General features: G+C 67.0%; 1 protein-coding gene. It reads right to left on the bottom strand.

The annotated features are described in order from the left end of the window. Positions 1-316: 316 nt before the first annotated feature. The gene (locus M5D76_RS01685; RefSeq protein ID WP_248921664.1) at positions 317-19,429 is read right to left on the bottom strand and encodes an InlB B-repeat-containing protein; all 19,113 of its coding nucleotides are present in this window, start codon (positions 19,427-19,429) and stop codon (positions 317-319) included. Between the last annotated feature and the right edge of the window lie 240 nt (positions 19,430-19,669).

Here is a 19,669-nt window from a genome sequence, read left to right on the forward strand (position 1 = left end):
CCCCTCGCCGCCGCCCAAGCCATGCGCCGCAGCGCCCGCCTCGGCGGCTCAGAGCGCCACAGACGCCTGCCAACCGCATCTTCGGGCTCTTGCTCGCACGAGTGCTCAACGGGCGCTTCTGCGGCCTCTCAGCGCCTCTCAGGCACGTCTTACGCCGCGGCTCACTCCCCCATCCGCACCCGTGCGAGCAACTCAAACCAGCAACCGCCGCACGACCGGCGCGCGACCACCCTCCTCCCCTGCGCCACGCACAGCAAAGGGCCTGCCTCCCAGAATCGGGAGGCAGGCCCTCGCGCCCTGTGCGATTCGCCTTTCGCTACGCGCCCTCGTGCGGGTCGCGGTCGCGCGGCTCCTCCATCTCCGCGTCGCGGCGGCGGCGCAGGCCCCAGACCGCGGCCGCGGCACCGATCACCGCGATCGCGAGCACCGGGATGACCGTCGTCGGGTCGCCCGTGCGCGCGGGCGCGCCGGGCGCCGGGCGCGGCGCGGCCGGCTCGTCTGCCGTAGGCGTCGGCAGTGCGCCGTCGCCCTGGCCGCCCTCTGCCACGGGCACCGCGTCGTCGCGGTAGCCCACGGTGAACCCGCTGAAGAGGCTCGACGAGAGGATCACGTTCGAGTCGCCGCTCGGGCCGGAGAGCACCGACGCATCGCCCTCGTGTGCGCGGATGCCCCAGAAGCTACGAGCGAGCTCGGGGTTCTTGTTGACCATGTCGTCAGAGAGACTGACGGTCAGGCCCACCTGGTCCCCGCCGGTGTCGGTGATCTGGCTCGCCGCGTGGCTGCCGACCTGCTTCCAGAGGGTGATCTCCATCTTGAGCGCGGCGGTGGCACCCAGCTCGCCAAGGAGCGAGGCCGTCGGGTCCTCGTCCACCGGCGCGAAGGCGTTCACGCGCTGCACCTGCAGGTACAGGAAGCCGTCGGCGCCGTCGGTGACCTCGGCCAGCTCGTCGGCCGTCATGAGCTTGCGCAGCAGCTCGCGCGTGAGGCCCTCGACCTCGATGTCCACGCCGCCCAGGTCGGTCACGACCTGCAGCGTGCCGGAGCCCTTGCCGATGTCGTAGTTGTCGATCGTGATGACGTCACCGAGGTTGCGCCAGCTCGTCGCCAGCGTGCCGGAGAAGTTGCCGGAGCCGTTCACGACGATGAAGTGCGTGCCGAAGCCCGACGAGGTCGTCTCGCCGGCCAGGCTGAAGTCCACGCCATTCGTGAGCTCGTACTCGCGCGCACCCTCGCCCGTGCCCGCGGCCATCACGACCTTGACGCCCGGCGTGTGCGCCGAACTGTCGTAGCCGAACGTCGTCGGCTCGACCGTGAGCATGTCCTGCGTCAGCGCGCGGGCGCCGACCGTGAGCGTGCCGCGCTCGAAGCTGATGGCGTAGTTGGCCGCGTCGAGGCCGGAGGGCTCGATCGCGTAGCTGCCCACGTTGCCGTAGCGCGCGTACTCGTGCGCGAACGCCAGCTCGCCCGTCAGCACGCCGTCGCGCGCGGGGCCGCTCGCGTTGCCCTCGCCGCCCACGAAGCCGTCGTAGGTCGCGCCGGCATCGACGGGCGCGTCGCCAAAGGTGACCGTGGCGTCGTTCGCCTTGATGGCGAGAGGAGCCTTCGCCACGCTGACCGTGGCCGAGCCAAGCGCCCCGGTCGCCTCGTAGTTGCCGGACGGGACCACGTAGTAGTGGACCGTGTACTCGCCCGCGTCCTTGTACGTGGGCGCGGTCGTGCTCGCCTCCGCGGAGTGCGACTCGATGGCCGCGCGGAAGGCGTCCTCGGTCGAGAGCGTCTCGGAGTAGTAGATCGTCGGCTTCACGTCGGGCACGACCTCGACCGTGATGCCGTGCGCCTCGGCGTCGTAGGTGCCGCTGTAGCTCTTGCCGGTCACGGTCATGGCCGCCTTGGTCACGGTGTAGTCGGCACTCGTGCAGGTCACGTTGTAGTTCGCGGCCGTCACGTCCGTGCCGCCGCGCGTGACCGTCGCGCTCGCCGTGATGGCGTCGGCATAGGTGCCCACGTCACTCGTGTCGCTCACGCCCTGATAGGCAAAGGCCACCGCCAGGGAGTCACCGGAAGCAACCGAGGTCCCCGCGCCCAGCGTGTAGGTGAGCGTCGAGAGCTCAGGCAGCTTGCCGTAGATGGCGCTCTTGGCGTCGGCGAGCACCGCGAGGTCGCGCCTGTTGATCGTGAACGTCGCGGGCGTCATCGTCCAGTCGTAGTTGTCGCCGGCTGTCCAGTTTGCGCTGATCTGGTAGGTGCCCGCGTCCTCGCCGGCCGTGCGCGCGTACGTCATCGTGTCGGCCGTGTCGCCGTTCGCGAGACCCGTGACCGTGCCGCCCAGCACCGGGTCAGCCTCGCCGTAGGTCTTCGACGCGGCGTCGCAGGTGACCGTGGCGGCCTTCTTCTTGATGGTGAAGGTGGCCGGCGTGTGCGTCACCTCGTAGTTGCCGTTGGCGGTGTCCCAGCTCGCGCTGATCTGGTAGGTCCCGGCCGCGTCGCCGGTGGTGCGCGCGTAGGTCACGTTCAGGCTCTCGCCCGTAACCACGCCCTCGACCGTGCCGGTGAGCGTCGGGTCGGCGTCGCCGTAGGTCTTCTCGGCGGCCGTGCACGCGATGGTCACGGGGCGCTTGGTGATGCTCGCGGTGACGGAGATCTGCGCGCCGTCCTTCTCGGCGATCACGTAGTTGCGGTTCACCGCGTCGGTCCCGAGCGCGATGCCGGTGACGCTCACGGCCTTGCCGGCGCCCACGTTGGCGTCGGCGAAGGTGCCGACGGCGCCGCTCACGTCGATCGTCGGCGTCTCGCCCGCCGCGGCGTTGGCGATGCTCGGTGTCGAGACGTCGAGCGTCGCGGCGGTGGTGCCGTCGTAGACCTTGTCGGCCGCGGGCACGCCGGAGATGGTGAGCGGCCTCTTGGCGACGTCGACCGTGCCCGCGTACTGCACCTGGCCGAGCGCCCCGCCGTCCACGGTGGCGATCGTGTAGTTGCGGTTCACGTTGGCGCCGGCCGCGTCGTTGGCGAGCGTGATGCCCGTGACGCCCACCGCGACGCCGTCCGCCGCGTCGGCCGAGGCCAGGGTCGCCACAAGGGCGCTCGCGTCGATCGTGGGCGTCTCGCCTGCCTGGGCGCCGTCGAACTGGACGCCGGAGGTGCCGACGAGCGACCGGTCGAGCACGGTGGTGCCGTCGTAGTCGCGGCCCGTAAGCTGGATGCTGCCCGCGCGCAGCGTGAGCGGCGCGTGCTCGATGGTGTAGGGCTTGGTCGTGAAGGAGCCGGCGTAGTTGCCCTTGCCGATGACCTTCACGTAGTAGGTGCCCGCGTTCACGAGGTCGCTCGCCTCGACCTTGGAGGCCTCAGAGCACGACTCGTCGCGGTAGTACTCGCGCACGTAGTCGACGCCCTCGTTGAGCGGCGCCTGGCTGCCGATCTGGACCGTGGCGGCGGGCTCCTGCGCGGCGCCCGTGTAGGTCGCCTCGCCCAGCGTGACGTTCGCGTTGTCGAGCGTGGCGGGCTTGATCTCGAAGGCCACGGGCGCGCTCACGAGCGCCTCGTAGTCGTCCGCCTGCGCCACGGCCGCCCGCATGTACCAGGTGCCCTTCTGCTGCGGCTTGGTCGCGCCGAAGGGACCGTCGGCCGAGCTCGCGTACGTGAACACGGGCTCGCCGCTCGCGGCCTGGTAGGTGGCCTCGCCGGCCGCCGGCTCGTACGGGCTGCCGTAGACGATCAGCTCGGGCATCGCGGGGTCGACCTTCCAGCTGTTCTGGGCGCGGGCGATCTCGAACTCCACGGTGCGCTCGTCGGTCGTGCCGTCCGCCCAGGCGAGAAGAGCCACGTCCGTGCCCGGCGCGCCCGCGTCGGAGAGGGTGGCCGTCGCGGTGTAGGTGCCCGCGTGCAGGGCGACCGCGTCGCCCTGGGACACGCCCGCGCCGTCGGCCTTGGCCGTGGTGCCGGCCTTGGGCGTGACGCCGGAGAGCGTGAAGCCGGCCGCGGCGGCGATGCCGTGCACGGCCTCGCCGGTGTAGGCCAGGCCCGCGGCGCCCGCAGGCACGGGCACGCGCCAGGTGGCGCTCAGGGTCGCGGCGGCCGTGCCGCCCGTGTAGGTGCTCGTGCCGTCGGCGTTGCGCACCACGCTACCGACCTCGCCAGGGGCGGCGGAGTTGCTCTTCTCGGCGTGCCAGCCGGCGAAGGTCCAGCCGTTGTCGCTCGTGGGATCCTTGAGCGTGGCCGTGGTGGAGTAGCCCACGCTCACGTGGTCGGCCTGGCCGTCGGCCTGGGTGCCGCCGTTGGGGCGCAGCGTGACGTCATAGGGCACCGGGGTCTCGGTGTAGAGGGCGTGCATCGTGACGCCGTCGTAGGCCTTGTAGTCGGGCGTGAGGCGGTTGCCGCTCTCGTCCTCCCAGTGGTCGAAGGTGTAGCTGTACTTGAGGTCGGTCGCCTTGGTGGGCGCGGCCTCCTCGGGGTAGGCGGGTGTCGTGCCAAAGTAGACGCTGCCCGTGCGCGTGGTGCCGGCCACGTCGAGCCACTGCCACGTGGCGTCGTACTTCTCGAGCTCGTACTTGAGCTCGACCACCGTGGAGCGGTCGTTGCGCACCGCACCCGAGGCGTCGGGGTCGGCCACGCTCGAGTAGATGCGGACCTCGGGGTCCTGGTAGCCGGGATAGCTCTTCGCCTCGTAGTCGATCGGGTCGCCGGACTCGGCCTCGAAGCTGTAGGACTCGGCCAGGTTGTAGGTCGGCGCGCCGTCGGGCGACTGCTTCCAGTGCTCGACCTCGTAGCCGCTCTGGATCGTGGTGTAGACGAGCGAGAACGCGAGCGAAGAGGCCGCGCCGGCGGCGGAGTTGACCTTGATCGTGCCGGCGTTGGCGTTCGTGCGCACCCAGGTGATGCCGTAGGTGACGCCGCTGAGCGTGACCGTGCCGGCGCCCGTGTCGCTGATCGCGGAGGCGTCGAGCGTGGCGGCATCGCCCGCCAGGTCGCGCACGCCAATGGACACGAGGCCGAAGTTCTCGTTGGCAGGCGCGTAGGCGAGCGAGGCTCCCACCACGCCGTGCGGGTAGGTCGCCATGTCGTCCTGCATGCGGGTGTAGGACGCCGAGCCGGTCGCGTCGGACGCTACGGTGACGGTCGCGGCCGCTGCCGGGTCGGTGTCGTAGCCCAGGGTGACCTTTCCGTTCTGGGCGGCAGCCGAGAAGAACGTAGGCTCGACGTAGGTGGCCGTCAGCGTGACGTCGCCCTCGATGGGCAGGGTGGCGTAATCGGCCGCGACGCCCGCGCGGCGGACTCCGTCGGCGGCCACGTAGTCGTAGCTCCAGCCCTGGAAGGTGAGGCCAACGTGGCTGGCGCTCACGCCCGCCGGGACCGTGGTCGCGAAGTCGACCTTGACCTTGTTGTTGGCGTCGAGCACGCCGCCGCCAACGAGATCTCCGCCCGTGCCCGCGTCGAAGGTCGCGGTGTACTGGTTGATCTGCCACTTGGCGAAGAGCGTCGCGTCGGCGGTGAGGACGCAGGTCACATTCGTGAGGCTCTTGCCCGAGCCATCGACGCCGATGACGCAGTCGCCCCAGTCGCCGCCGTCGCCGCTCTTGCTGTACCAGCCCTGGAAGGTGTAGCCGGGCCTCTTGGGATCAGCCACGGTGGGCGTGCCGCCCATGTTGACGGTGGGAAGCTTGTACGTCTCGCCATAGCCCTGCGTGGTCGGCTTGCTCGTGGCGGTGTCCTCCCAGGAGCCGCCGTTGGCCGCGAAGGTCACGGCGTGCTCGGCGGGAGTGAGGCGGATGGGCACGTCCACGTAGGTGTTGCTGCGATAGTTGCCCATGCCCGTGAGGCGCATCGTGTAGATGCCCGAGGCGGCGAGGTTGGAGACGGTCGCGCCGGAGGAGTTCAGGTACGTCAGCGTGAAGTCCGTGTCCTGGAACAGGTCGCCGCGGACGGCCGGGTTGGCCAGGGCCACGGTCGCCGAGTTCGGGGTCGGGGTGAGTGCGGCCCCGTTGAACGAGTAGACGTAGGCGCCGTCGCTCTTCTCGGTGGGCATGGTCACCGTCGCGTCGGCGATGGTGCGGGCATTGATCGTGAAGGTGCCCGGCGTGAACGTGACGGCGTAGTTGGGGTTGTCATAGGTCGCCGTCAGCACGCCCGCGTAGGTGCCGGCGTTCTCGTCGGTGCCCGTGCGCGAGATCGTGAGGCCGAGCTCGTCGCCCGAGTAGACCGAGCCCGAGGTCCAGGTGACGCCCGTGAAGGTCGGGTCGGCCTCGCCGAAGGTCTTCTGCGCGGGCTGCACCGTGGCCGCGAGCTCCTTGGGCTTCACGAGCAGCTTGGCGGGGCTGACCGTGACGTTGTAGTTGGGGCTCTCCGTGTAGGTGACGCCCACGGGGTACTCGCCCGCGACGATGCGGCCGCCCGAGGCTGCGTAGCCGGCGAGCTGCTGGGCGGTCTGGATCGCGATGGTGCCGAGGCTGCCCGAGCCCAGGCCGCTCACCGTGTAGGTGTAGTTGTCGCGGTTGTAGGTGTCGCCGTAGTTTATCGTGTCGGTTGCGCCGGAGGCCACCGCGACGCTGATGGTGACGTCGGCCGGCTTGATGGTGAACGCCTTGGTGGCCGTGCCCGTGAAGTCGCCCACGCCCGTGATGGTGACGCGCGCCTGGCCGGCGTTGACGTTGTCGGCGTAGGCGTAGGTGTAGTTGCGCGTCTCGTAGAGCGGATCGGGCTTGAGGTCGCCGTCGATGTCGAGGCTGACCGAGAACGCGGGCTCTATGGCCGCTCCGGTGTAGGTCTGGTCGGCGATGTCACTGAAGGTCGCGTCGGCGACGGAGAGCGGGCTCACCGTGACCGTGAACGTCTTGGGCGCGAGCGCCGCGTCGCCCTCGACGTCCTTCCACTTGTAGTTGCCGTTGAGCGTGACCTTGACCGTGTAGGTCGCCGCGTGGGTCGCGTACGCGTAGCCGTAGGTGTCGCGGCTCTCGCTCACGCCGTAGCCGTCGACCGCGGCGGTCGTGGTGACCTCGTAGGTGTAGGCGGCCGTCGGGCCGGCGAAGTACTGCGCGCCACCGTTGTAGGTGAGCGACATGTTGGCCGGCACGGCGACGGTGGCGTAGTCGATGGTGAAGGCCTTGCGCGCCGTGCCCGCGTAGTTGCCCGTGCCGGTCACGACCGCGTAGGCCGTGCCCTTGGAGGTGTTCGACTCGAAGGCCAGGGTAAAGTCGGTGCCCTTGGCGAGCGTCGCGTCGCCGTTGCGCACGGTGACTGCCGGCTCGATGGGGCTACCCGTGTAGACCTGGTCGGCGATGGCGTCGATCATGTCCTCGGTGACGAGCTTCTGCCTGATCGAGAACGAGCAGGTCGAGAGGAGCTCGGTGTAGTCGTCGGTGCCCGCCACGGCAAAGCGCGCATAGTACGTGCCCGCATCGGTGGGCGCCGTGGCCGCGTAGCCGCCCGTGGGGCTCGTGGCGTACGTGACGGTGGGCTCGCCGGTGGCCGAGAACTTCGCCTGGCCGGCGGGCACGAGCGCCTCGCCGAAGGTGACGTCGGGCACGGTCGGGTCGCTCTCCCACACGTTGGTCGCCTGCGCGATGGTCGCGGGGATGGTCTTGGGCGCGGTGGTGCCGTCGGCCCAGGCCACGTTGTCGGTGCTGTCGAGCGTGGCGGTCACGAGGTAGGTACCCGCGTGGGTCGCCTTCGCGCTTCCGCCGTCGACGGACATGCCGTCGGCCTTGGCCGTGGACGAGCCGTCGGGCGCGATCGCGAGCGTGTAGCCGGTGCCGGCCGCCACGAGCGTCTGGGCCGAGCCGTCATAGGTCAGCCTGGCGGCGCTTGGCACGGCCACCTTCCAGGCGGCGGTCAGGGTCGCGGGCTCGGTGCCCTGCGTGAAGGTGCTGCCCGAGACCGTGCTCTTCGCGCCGGTGACGACCCAGCGGTCGAAGTCGTAGCCTTCGCGCGTGGGCGTCTCGAGGGTGACGTTCTCCTCGTAGTTGACGGAGGCGATCTCGTAGATGCCGTCGCCCTTGTCGGTGGCGCCCGCGTGCGACCAGGTGCCGCCGTTGGCGTTGACCGTCAGCGGGTAGCTCGCCGCACCGTACTTGATGGTGATCTGGTTGGCGGACGCGTCGGAGGCGACCGTGATCGGCGTGGCCGTGCACGAGGCGGTGCTGTAGCCGGCCACCTCGGGCGGCGTGAGCGTGACGTCGGTGCCGGTCAGGCCCACCGTGGCGCCGAAGAGCGCCTCGGCCTGCGTGTCGCCTGCCACGGTGCGGCCCTTCTGGTCGATGTGGTGCACCGTGTAGGCGTAGGGGTTGCGCGTGTAGTAGAGCTTGGCGACGGTCGAGCCGTTAGCGGCGACCGCGGTCGCACCGGCGCCCGGCACGGGCGAGGTGCTGTCGTAGGCGGCGCTCGAATAGGTGAAGCCGTCGATGGTGGCGGGGTTGAGCACGATGGCGCTGCCCGCCTCCACGTCGCTCACCGTCGCAGGCGTGCCAAAGAGCTCGTAGGTGGCGAGGTCAGTCGAGCCGTTGACGGGCTGGACGTAGGTCTCGACCTTGTAGCTGACCTTCTTCAGCTTGTACGCGACGGAGAACGTGAGCGACATCCGGTCGTCGTCGGAGCTCGTGATCTCGATCACGCCCACGTCCGGGTCGGCCGCACCCGCCGTCCACACGTATCCGTAGCTCTTCTCGCCCAGCGTGAAGCTGGTGCCGGTCTTGGTCAGCGTCGCGGTGTGCGCGCTCTGCTCGACTTCGGCAAGGTCGCTCACCGTGACGGAGTCGATCTCATAGTTCTCGTTCTTGGGCTTGAAGGCCACGTTCTGGCCCACGTTGCTCGTGAGCTTCTCGCGGTAGGCCGTCGCCTTGTCGGACGCGACCTCGTTGACGCCCACGAAGCCGTCGGTGGCCGCGGCCGCGATGAAGACCGGCTCGACGAGAAGAGCCGTGAACGTGGTGTCGCCACAGATCTTGACCGTGGTGTAGTCCTCCACCGTGCCCGTCGCGGTCGTGCCGTCGGGCATCGCCATCGCGTAGGACCAGCCCTGCAGCGTGACGTTGTCGCTCAGGGTGACGCTGACGCCGGCGGGCACCGTGGCGTCGTAGGCGACGCTCACCTTGCCCTGGCCGTCGAGCACGCCTCCGCCCGCGATCTGGGAGCCGTGGTCGGCCGGCTGGAACGTGACGGTGTAGCTCTTGCGCGTCCAGCGTGCGTAGTAGGTGGTGTTCGCGGCAAGCGCGCCGACCGTGGTGGCGGCGCTCACCTGGGTGCCCCAGTTGGCGCCCGCGGCCTCGCCGTAGGGGTCGGCCTCGGTCGCGCCGTTTGCCGTGAACCAGCCGGCGAACTCGAAGCCGTCGAGCGTCGGCGCCGTGGGAAGCACGTGCGCCTCGGAGTAGGTCTCCTTGACGCCGGCCGGCGCGGCCGAGCCCGCGATGGCGCCCTTGTTCGGGTCGAACGAGACGTCGTACACCTTGTTGGAGAGGGTCACGGGCACGTAGGCGACGCCCGAGTAGTTCGTGCCCGCCTTGGCCGCGACGACGACGTACCACGGGCCGTCAACGTTGTCGAAGGAGCTCACCGGCTCGTACGCGTCGCCCACCTTCCTGGCGAGCGAGACGATGTAGGAGTCGACAGGCACCACGTCCAGGGCGGAGTCGCCGTTGGTGTCGAGCTCGACCTTGGTCACGCTCGGCGTGACGCTCGTGCCCTCGAAGTCATAGGTCTTCGTGGCGCTGTCGAGCGTCACCGTCGCGTTCTCGAGCGTGGCCGCCACGATCGAGAAGGTCTTGGCCTTCGTGCCCGTGAAGTTCTTCTTGTCGGTGGCGGTGAGCGTCATCGTGGGGGCGCCGCTCGTCGCGGTCGCGGCCGCCACGTTGGTGTTGGAGGCGTAGGCCACGTCGAAGTCGCGTCCGGACGCGAGCGTGAAGGTGCCGGCGTCGGTGGTGAGCGTCACGGTCGGCTCGGGCTTGATCTCCTCTGCGGTGTAGGTCTGGTCGGCGATGTCGGCCACGCTCACCTGAGAGAGGTCGCGCTTCGCGATGTCGAAGGTCTTGGTGGCCGTGCCGGTCGTGTCATCGTAGAAGTCGCCGGTGACGACTGCGTTCACGCTCACCGTCGGCGCGTTGGCGTCCGTGGCCGTCGCGGCGTCGACGTTGTTGCTGTACGCCACGGTGTAGTCGATGTTGGGACGCAGCGTGAAGCTGGTACCACCCGAGCTGTAGCTGACCGTGACGACGGGCTCCTGCGCAAACCCGGTGTAGGTCGAGCCGGTCGCGACCTCGATCGTGGTGTCTGCGATCTTGAGCTGGCTCACGGTGACGGTGACGAGCTTGGGCGCCGTCGTCCCGTCGGCCCAGGTGGAGTTCTCGGGGTGCGCGAGCGTCGCCTTGGCGGTGTAGGTGCCCGCGTGCGTCACGTAGACCTTGCCCGCGTCGGCACCATCCGCATAGACGCCGTAGCCGTCGGTCGCCGTCGTGGCTCCCGTGGGCGTCACGTCGGACAGCACGTAGGCGCCGCCCGAGTTGGTGGTGACGCCGACCTGCGCGCTGTTGGTGAACACGAGCCCGCTGACGGCCTCGGGCGCCTTGACCGTCCAGGTCGCCTTGAGCGTGTAGGCCTCGGAGCCCTGCGTGAGCGTGCTCGAGGTGCCGCTCGCGTCGGCGGCGATCGTGCACGCCTCCTCCACGCTCTTCGTCGGGTCGGTCGGGGCGAGCTGCCAGCCCGCGAAGTCGTAGCCCTCGCGCGTGGGGTTCGGGATACCCAGGGTCTTCTGGTACTCGACCTTGGACTTGCTCACGTAGGTCCCGTCGCCCTGCGCGTTGAAGTCGGACGAGGAGAGCGTGCCCCCGTTGCCGTCGACCGTGACGTTGAAGCTGTCCTTCTGCCACATCGCGTAGAGGGTGATGACGTCGTTGTCGACGGAGGAGAGCTGACTCGCCGTCGCACCGGGCTCGAAGGCCTTGCTGCCCGTGGGCGAATACGCCCACCCCACGAGCGAGTAGCCCGCGCGGTAAATGCCTGCCTGGTCCTCGACGGGGAGGCTGAAGTTGTCGTCGTAGTAGCGCGGGACGTCGTCGGCGTAGATGCCGCCGGTGCCGCCATTTGCGTCGTAGCGCACGCGGTAGGAGTTCTGCGTCCACTGCATGTAGAGGTCAAGCGTGCTGCCAGCCTTGGGCTCGTTTGCAGCCGTGAACTGCGCTACGGCACCATAGTTCGTACCCGTGCCGTCAGGCTTGGTGTTCCAGTCGTGCGCGGTATAGCCAATGCGGCCCCACAGCGACTTGGAAGTATATGAGTAGGTTCCCGTTACCGCCTTGATGGTGGTATCGATGCTCTCAGTGAGGTCGGGCTCGCTCGGAACGTTGTAGTGATAGTTGATCGTGAAGGCGTTGAAACGGTTGGCCGGAGTGAAGTAACCGAGCGTCTCCTCCGTCACACCACAGGCACGGGCGAGCTGATTATTAACGAAATTACTGTCGAAGCCCTTCGACTTGACGATGCCGGCCGCACCGTAGCGCTTGCCGACGAGGCTCGTACACTCACTGAACATCGGGTTAAACCCATCGCCGGTCGGAGTGTTCTTCGACACGTCAACGCCGTCCGACACGATGATCGTCTGAAGAGAGGTGCAGCCCGAAAAGCAGTTCCTCATCTCGCCGACGCGGCTGAAGTCAACGCCCGACAGGTCGAGGCTCTTCAGCTTCCCGCACTGGAAGAAGTTGTTTTTGAACATGGTGGTGCCGTAGGTACGCAGGCCCGTCATGTTGCACGTTTCCAGGTTCTCGCACTGGTAGCACAGCGCCTGAATCCTCGTGCAATTGGTGAGGTCGAGGCCGGAGAGGTTGAGGTTCTTCAGGCCATACATGCGCGAGAAGGTGTCACGCGACTCGACAGCGCGGGCGAGGTTGAACGTGGACAGGTCGAGTGACGTAAGCGAGTGGCAGTCACTAAAGATGCGGTCGATGTTCGTGACGTACGACGTATTGAGGTATTTGAGGTTGTTGATAGTGCTCAGGTTCTTGAAGTGACGGAACCACGAGCCGAGGCTCAGAGGGGTGAGGTCCTTGAAGCTCACGTCAAACGTCACCGTAGTGATGGGCGAGTTGAAGGACGACGTCCTTCCATCGGTGGCGTCCACCGTCACATTCTTGATGTACCACTCGGGCATGTTCGTATCCGAGTAGATGGTTGTGGTCTTGCACTCCCAGTACTCGTTGTTGCTCTTGTTCAGCCCGGCCACCGCGGCGGGGTCGGCCGTGAAGGTAAACAGGTTGCCCTTCTTCTTCGTGCCGCTCGTGTCACCCCACACGACATAGAACGTGTCCTCGTGAGCATACTGGGCATACAGCTTCATCGAGTCGTCTGCGATGGTCATGGTGTCCGCGCCAGAGATGAGCGAGCCACCTTCCTTCGCCGTATACCAGCCCGCAAACGTATACCCGTTGGCACACGTTACTGCGTTGTCAGCAGGAACGTTGAATTGAGACCCATACGCCTGGCTGGAGTACACGACGGCATTGCTCTCCTTGGTGAATCCAGAAGGAGTCGTCGCGAACGTGCCGTGCTCGCCTGCATCGAAGGTGACCTTGTAGGACTTTGGTCCGTTCCAGACGGCGTACAGCGTCACGGAGTCACCGTCGACGGAAGTCAGCTGCGTCGCGGTGCTTCCGAGCTGATAGTAGCTGCCGGCATCGGCCGCGGTCGCGTTGGGCGAGAGGGCCCAGCCCACGAGATCGTAACCGTCACGAGTGACGCCGTCAGATGCGCCCGGAACCGCAAACTCCTCGCGGTAACCGACGTTCGTCTTATCAGCGATCTCTCCCTTGCCGCCGTTGGCATCAAACTTCACGTTGTACGAGTTGGGCTTCCACTGCAGGTAGAGGTCCAAGGTCTCACCCATGGCAGGCTCCGTCTGCGCCGAGAGCGTCCCGTTGGGCTCGTACTTCGTGCCGCCACCATCCGCCTGCGTGTTCCATTCGGTGGGCGTGTAGCCCGGGAAGCTCCACAGGGCCTTCGCAATCGATCCGTAGCTGCCGAGAAGGGCGTTCGGAAGGGACTGCACCTCGTTGGTCATGTCGCTTCCGTCGGGCGCGTTGTAGTGATAGCAAATCCTGTAAGAGTTGTGCTTCGTGACGGGCGTGTAGTATCCGTTCGTCTTGGGCGTGCAGGCCACCGCATAGCGCTTATATGCAGCCACCCGGTCTGCCACGCTGCCCGAAGCGGAGTTGCCCTGGAACGAGAAGGTCTTGAGGGGCGTGGTGCTTCCCGCAGCATAGTACTTGCCCTTAAGGCTCGTGCAGTTCATGAAGGTGTCGCGGATGCCGTCGTTGGACTCCTCCAGGACGGTCGTGTCGGTGCCGTCGCGGACCAGAATGGTCTGGAGGCTCGAGCAGTTGCTGAACATCGTGCAGCCAAGCGTCACCTTCGTCATGTCGAAGCCGGTGAAGTCGGCGACCTTCAGCTTTCCGCAGTTCTGGAAGAAGTAGTACATCCACTTCACGTTGGGCGCCTTGACGCCCGAGAGGTTGGCCTTCTCGAGGTTGGTGCAGCCATTGAAGATCGCACGGAACGAGACGACCTGGGAGCAATCCCAGCCGGAGATGCTGACGTTCTTCAGGCCCGTGCAGTTTGCGAAGGTGTCCTGGATGGTCACCAGGTTCGACGTATCGAAAGTCGAGAGATCGAGATCAGTCAACTTATACAGGAAGCGGAACGAGTTGATCATCGACGTGACACGGCTCGTGTTGAGGTAGCCGAGGCCCTCGAAGGAGGCAAGGTTCACGAAGTTACAGAACCAATTGTCCATGCAGGTGGGGCGAATGCTCTGGAATGTGGGGTCAAACACCACCTTCGTGATGTTCGTGCGGATCGAAGTCCAAGGGACGTTAGCCTCCGTCGGCCACACATCCGTTGTCCTGGGCGCATAGTAATCGGTTCCCAGCGTGCCAGTCACGGGCTTGGTCGCCGAGAAGGTCAGCATGTCCTTCTTGCCGTCACCGTCCTCGTCCGTGGCGATGACGTAGTAGGTCTGCGGCTTCACGTACTGGGCGTAGTAGGTGGTGTCCTTCGTCACGCTTACCGTATCGGTGTCATTGATGCGCACGCCGCCGTCGGTGGGCTGGGTGTACCAGCCGCAGAAGGTGTAGCCGCTCTGCGTGCTGGGATTGCTCGGCAGCTTGTAGTTGGAGTCGTACGCCATCGTGGCGGTCGCCTTACCGTCCTTGACCTCGAAGCCGGAGCCGGGGTTGCCGTACTCGACGCCGCCGTCGGCCGGGCGCGGGTCGAACGTGATCTTGTAGGAGATGGGCGACCAGACGGCGTAGAGCGTCACCGTGTCACCGTCGATCGCGGTGAGCTTGGAGAGGTTCTCCTGGCCGGGCGCGTACTTGGCGGAGGTCGCCGTGGGCGTGAGGGCCCAGCCGGCGAGGGTGTAGCCCGTGCGCGTCATGCCGCTCTCGGCGTCGGCGAGCTTGTCGATGTTCTCATCGTAGGAGAGGGTGCGGGCGTTGATCTCGCCGGTTCCGCCATTCGCGTCGTAGGCGAGGGTGTAGCTGTTCTTCTTCCACTGGAGCGTGAGGTCGAGCGTGGCACCCGCCGCGGGCTCGGTCTCGGCAGAAATTTTCTCACCCAACTGATAGGTCTTGCCGCTGCCGTCCACCCACTGAGTGGCCGTGTAGCCCTCGCGCTGCCAGAGGGCAGAAGCCAAAGACGGATATGCACCCGAGACGCTCTTGAGCGGGGTGATCACGCTCTGCTGCTCGCCCTCAAAGCCATCGTGATAGATGACAGTGTATGAAGCGTTATCGTTAAGGGGCGTGAGGTAACCCTCGGTGCCCGCCATGCGCGCACGGCCATAGGTGTTGTCGACGGAGTTCTTGGACGCGAAGGTCGTGGTGTACTTGGTGCCCGAGTTGGAATAGTAGGTGCCCACGAGCGCGTTGTTCGCGTAGAACATGTTGGTGCTGTCGCTGACCTTGTCGAAGTTGTCGTTCGGCTGGCAGAGGATCGTCTTGAGCGAGCGGCAGGAGCCGAACATCGAGAGCACGGTGCCGTCCATCTCATGCAGGTTGAATCCCGAGAGGTCGACGTAGGGAAGCGAGTTGTCCGAGTCGAACATGTACTGGGCACGCCACGGCTTAATGCACACGCAGCCCGTCATGTTGAGGTCGGCAAGCTTAGGGCAGTAGCCCACAAAATAGGAGAAGGACGTGACGTTGTTCATGTTCCAGCCCGAGATGTTCAGACTGGTGAGCGAGTCCATGTAGCCAAAGGTGCGGTAAACCGAAGTCGCGCAGGAGGTGTCCCAGAACGAGAGGTCGAGGCTCGTGAGGGCGTCGTCGTTGTAGAACATTTGGTCGAAGGACGTGATGCGGCTCACATCAAAGTACTCGAGGTTGATGAAGGTCGTGAGCTTGGTGAACTCGCGGAAGAACGAATGTGCGGTCCTGATCTGGACGTCCTTGAAGCTAGCGTCGAACTCGATGGTGGTCACCGTTCCGCGCTGCTCGTACCAGCCCGGCTTGTTCGACTCGCTGAAGCCATAGAGGTTGTCATACTCGTAGTACTTGGGCGACGCCTTGGCAGCGGCCGCATCGGTCGTGAAGGTGAGCTTGTTGTAGCTGCCGTCGCCGTTGGTGTCGGTCATGTACGCGAAGAAGGTAGTCTTGTTGGCATACTGGGCATAGAGCGTCGTCGGCCCTGTGACGTCGACGTTCACGAGGTTGCTTACACGCTTTCCGCCCTCGGGCGCCGTGTACCAACCGGCAAACGCACCGTTGACCGCACCAGGGTCGGTCGGGAAAGACCAGGTGCCGTTGTAGGTCTGGTCCTTGGTGAGCGTTCCGTCGCCGTTAAGAACAAATCCTGAGGGAGCAGCGGTGTACACCTTGCCGCCGTGGGCCGTGTTGGCATCAAAAGTTACCGGATACGCGTTGGCCTTCCAGACGGCGTAGAGCGTGATGGTCTGGCCGTCGATCGTGGTCAGGCCGCGCTGGGTCAGGTTGCCCTGGGCCGCGGAGTAGGCCGCGCTCGTCGCGGACGACGTGGTGGCCCAACCCTGGAAGGTGTAGCCCACGCGGCTGAGGCCGGAGCCCGAGTCGAGCGTCACGTCGGAGTCGAAGCCGATGCCCGTCTGCGTCGCGACCGAGCCGGTGCCGCCGTTGACGTCATACGCGACGCTGTACGTGTTCTGGCTCCACTGGAGGTAGAGATCGACGCCGTTCAGCGTGCTCTCCTGTGCGTCGGAGCTGAGCACCTGGCCGAGGCCGTAGGTGGTGCCCGAGCCGTCCGCGGCCGTGTTCCAGCTGAGGGGCGTGTAGCCCTCGCGGTTCCACGGGGCGAGGCTGAGCGAGGTCCACTCGCCGGAGTTGGCGTGCTTCATATAGCTGACGGACTTGCTCACGTCAGTGTCGCCCACGTTGTAGTGATAGGTGACCTTGAACGAGTTGCTGGAGTCGATCGGCGTGAAGTAGCCGGTCTGGCTCGAGGTCGCCGCGCGGGCGTTGGTCTTGTCGTTGACCTTGGTGGAGTTCCAGGAATACGACTTGCCGCCGCCCTTGCCCACGAGCGCGGTGTTGTTCCCGAAGGTGTTCGCGTTGTCAGTGTTCTTGGAGGTGTTCAGCGTGGCACCCGCGGCGCAATAGACGGTCGTGAGCGCGTTGGCCTCCTGGAACATCGTGGCGGACGAGGTAACCGTCGCGAGCGAGATGCCCGAAATGTCGACCGTCTTGAGCTTGCGGCACTCCCTGAACGTGTAGCAGGTGGCGTTCACGTTCGGCAGCTGCAGGCCGCTCATGTTGCAGGTCTCGAGGTTGGAGCACTTGTAGAACATCGCGCGAATCGAGGTGAGGCTCGGCGCGTACCACGTGGAGAGGTCGGCGCTCTTGAGCGTGGTGCAGCCCTTGAACATGTCCTGGCAGACGGTTGCGCAGGTGACGTCGATGCTCTTGACGTCGATGTTCGGGAGCGAGCTGCAGTTCGCGAACATGTAGTTAAAGACGGTGGCGCGCGAGGTGTCGAGGTACTCGAGGCCCTCGATGCTCTTCGCGGCCGAGAAGTCCGCAAAGTAGGAGTTCATCGAGCGCGGCTGGACGCCGTTCATGGTGGGGTCGATCACGATCTTGGTCGTCTGCGACTTGACCTCGGCCACGTTCCAGGTGGGGCCGTCGGTCGTGGTGCTCATGGTGTAGTACGTCGTGTTGGCGCCGGGCTTCTCTCTGGTGATGTGCAGGGTCTCGAGGCTGCCGTTGTCGTCGCGGTCCTCACGGATGCCGTAGTACGTGTCGTTCTTGGAGTACTGCGCGTAGATCGTGGCGTCGGAGGTCAGGTTGACCTTGACGTTGCTCGTGATCGCGATGCCGCCGGACTCGTCCTGCGTGTACCAACCGGCGAAGGTATATCCGCTGCGCGAGGGCGTGCCGCTTGGCAGGACCCAGTTGCTGCCGTAGGTCTCGGTCTTGGTGTCGAAGGTGGCCGAGCCGTTCTTGAACGTGACGGTAACCGTGCTCGCGGTCCACACCGCAAAAAGGGTCGTGTCCTCCTCGCCCTCGGCCGAGGCCGTGGTTCCGCCCGTGTCGGACGCAGCCGAGAAGAGCGCGTCCTTGTCCGTCACCGCTGCGGAAAGCGGAGAGGTGGCGAGCGGATCGAGGCTCTTCTCCCCCGCCGTGGCCTTGGGCGCGTCCGCGGTGTCGGCCGCGGCCGTGGGGTCCGCGATCGAGGCGAGGGCGTTGCCCGCGACGTCGGACATGGTCGCGGCCTCACCGGGCTTCCAGGTGGGAACCGTGGCCGTCGGCACGCGGGACCAGCCCGCGAGGATGTAGCCCGTGCGCGCGAAGCCGGCGGCGGGCATGGCCACCGTTGTGGTCGCCGTCGCAGCGGCGAACTGCTCGGTGGCGTGGCCCTCGCCGCCGTTGGCGTCGAAGATCACGTTGTGGCCGACGGTCTTGGGGGCGACGGCCTTCTTCTGCTCCTGAGGCTGAGCGGCAGGCTCGGTCTGCGCGGGCACGGGCGCGGGCGTCTCGCCCGGCTTGGCAAAGGCCTCGCCGTCAGAGAAGCTGCCGTCGACGAGGGCGGAGGCGAGCGCCTCCGAGAGGCCGGACGCGCGGACGTTGCCAGCCGAGAGCCAGCCGGTCATTGCCGCGGCAGCCTCGGAGGTGGAGGACGCCTTGGCATACGCGTCGACCGTCGCGCCGAAGTTGGAGCTCGCGATGCGCGCGCCGGAGTCGTCGCAGGCGCCCATAACGAGCACGGACGCGACCCCGCCGGGGATCGTGTAGGAGGCGTCGGTGCCGGAGTTGCCGGCGGCGCCGACCACTATCACGCCGGCGCGCACGGCCTCGTCGATGGCGTCGGCGACGACCTCGTTGTCGGCGCGACGCCATGCGGAGAGCGAGAGGTTGATAACGTCCGCGCCGGCGGCGCGCGCGTACTCGATGGCGGCGTAGACCGACGACACCGTGCCGCGGCCGTCGGCGCCGAGCGCCTTGATCGAGACGATGCGCGCGCCCTGGTGCGCCTGCAGGATGCGCTCGGCCATGGCCGTGCCGTGGCCGTTGTCGTCGGCCGCGGACGCGCCGAGCACGGTCGCGGAGTCGACGACGCCTGCGCCCGTGTAACCGGTGTCGATGAGCGCCACGGTGTAAGCGGCCGAGGGGGCCGCGCCGGGCAGCTCGGCGTTGAGCTCAGCGAGCGGGTTCTCGGTCTCGCTCATCTGGCCGGGGGCCACGGCGTCAGTGGCGCCCTCCCCCTCGGCGGCCGAGATCGTGGTGTCGGGCTCGACCATCGCCGCGCCCAGCTTCCCCTTGTAGAAGAGGTAGGCGTTCTTGGCCTTCTCGACGGAGTCGAACTGTGTGAGGAACATGCCCGCGTGCTCCGACAGGACGCGGGTGGCGGGAGTCAGCTGCTGGCGGGAGACGCCGGCGATCAGGAGTCGCTGGCTCGAGAAGTCCTTGTCGGCGGCGATGCCCTCGTCGACGCCCTCGGGGGCGAGCTCGAAGGAGTCGCGCTTGGCCTGCTCCTCGGCCTTGGCCTGAGCCTCAAGCTCAGCCTGAGCCTTCGCCTCTGCGTCGGCGGTAGCCTGGGCGTCCGTGGCAGGGGTGGACGTCGTGGGCTCCGCGGCGACGCTCGCGCTTGCGGCGGCTGCGGCAGCGGCGGACTGCTCGGCCTCGCGGGCCGCGGCCTCGTCCTGCTCGCGCTCGATCTCCTCGGCGGCAGCGCGTCCCGTCTCCTCGGTCTCGCGCTCGGCCGAGGCGAGCTCCTCGCTCGAGCCGGCTGCGGGCGCAGCCTCGGACGCGGCGGCGCCGGCATCGCCGGCAGCGGGCTGCGCGGTCTCGGTGACCTGCTCGGGCTCGGCCGTGGCGGAGAGGCCCAGCACGTCGGCGATCGCGTCGGTGTGCAGCCCCGCCACCACGAGGGAGGCGGTCAGCACGACGCTCAGCGCAACGTGCCAGGGGCGGATGTCTGGTCTGCCCAAGGGCTCCGCGGGGTCATGGGCGCGCAGGTGCATGGGTCGCTTGATGTGCTTTGGGGTGTGTTTCGGGCTGCGATTGTGGTTCTGCCCTGCATGCTCTCTCGTGGGGTCGGACATAGCGTTCTCCTGCCATAACGAGCTAAACATACAAGTTAATTATGTTACGTCCGCGGTGCCCTTCCCCTGAGCCATCGCGCGGCGGTCCTGCATTTCTCGCAGACGGCAGTCCCAACCCGCGTCATA

It is taken from the genome of Olsenella intestinalis, assembly GCF_023276655.1.
Taxonomy (GTDB): Bacteria; Actinomycetota; Coriobacteriia; order Coriobacteriales; family Atopobiaceae; genus Olsenella_J; species Olsenella_J intestinalis.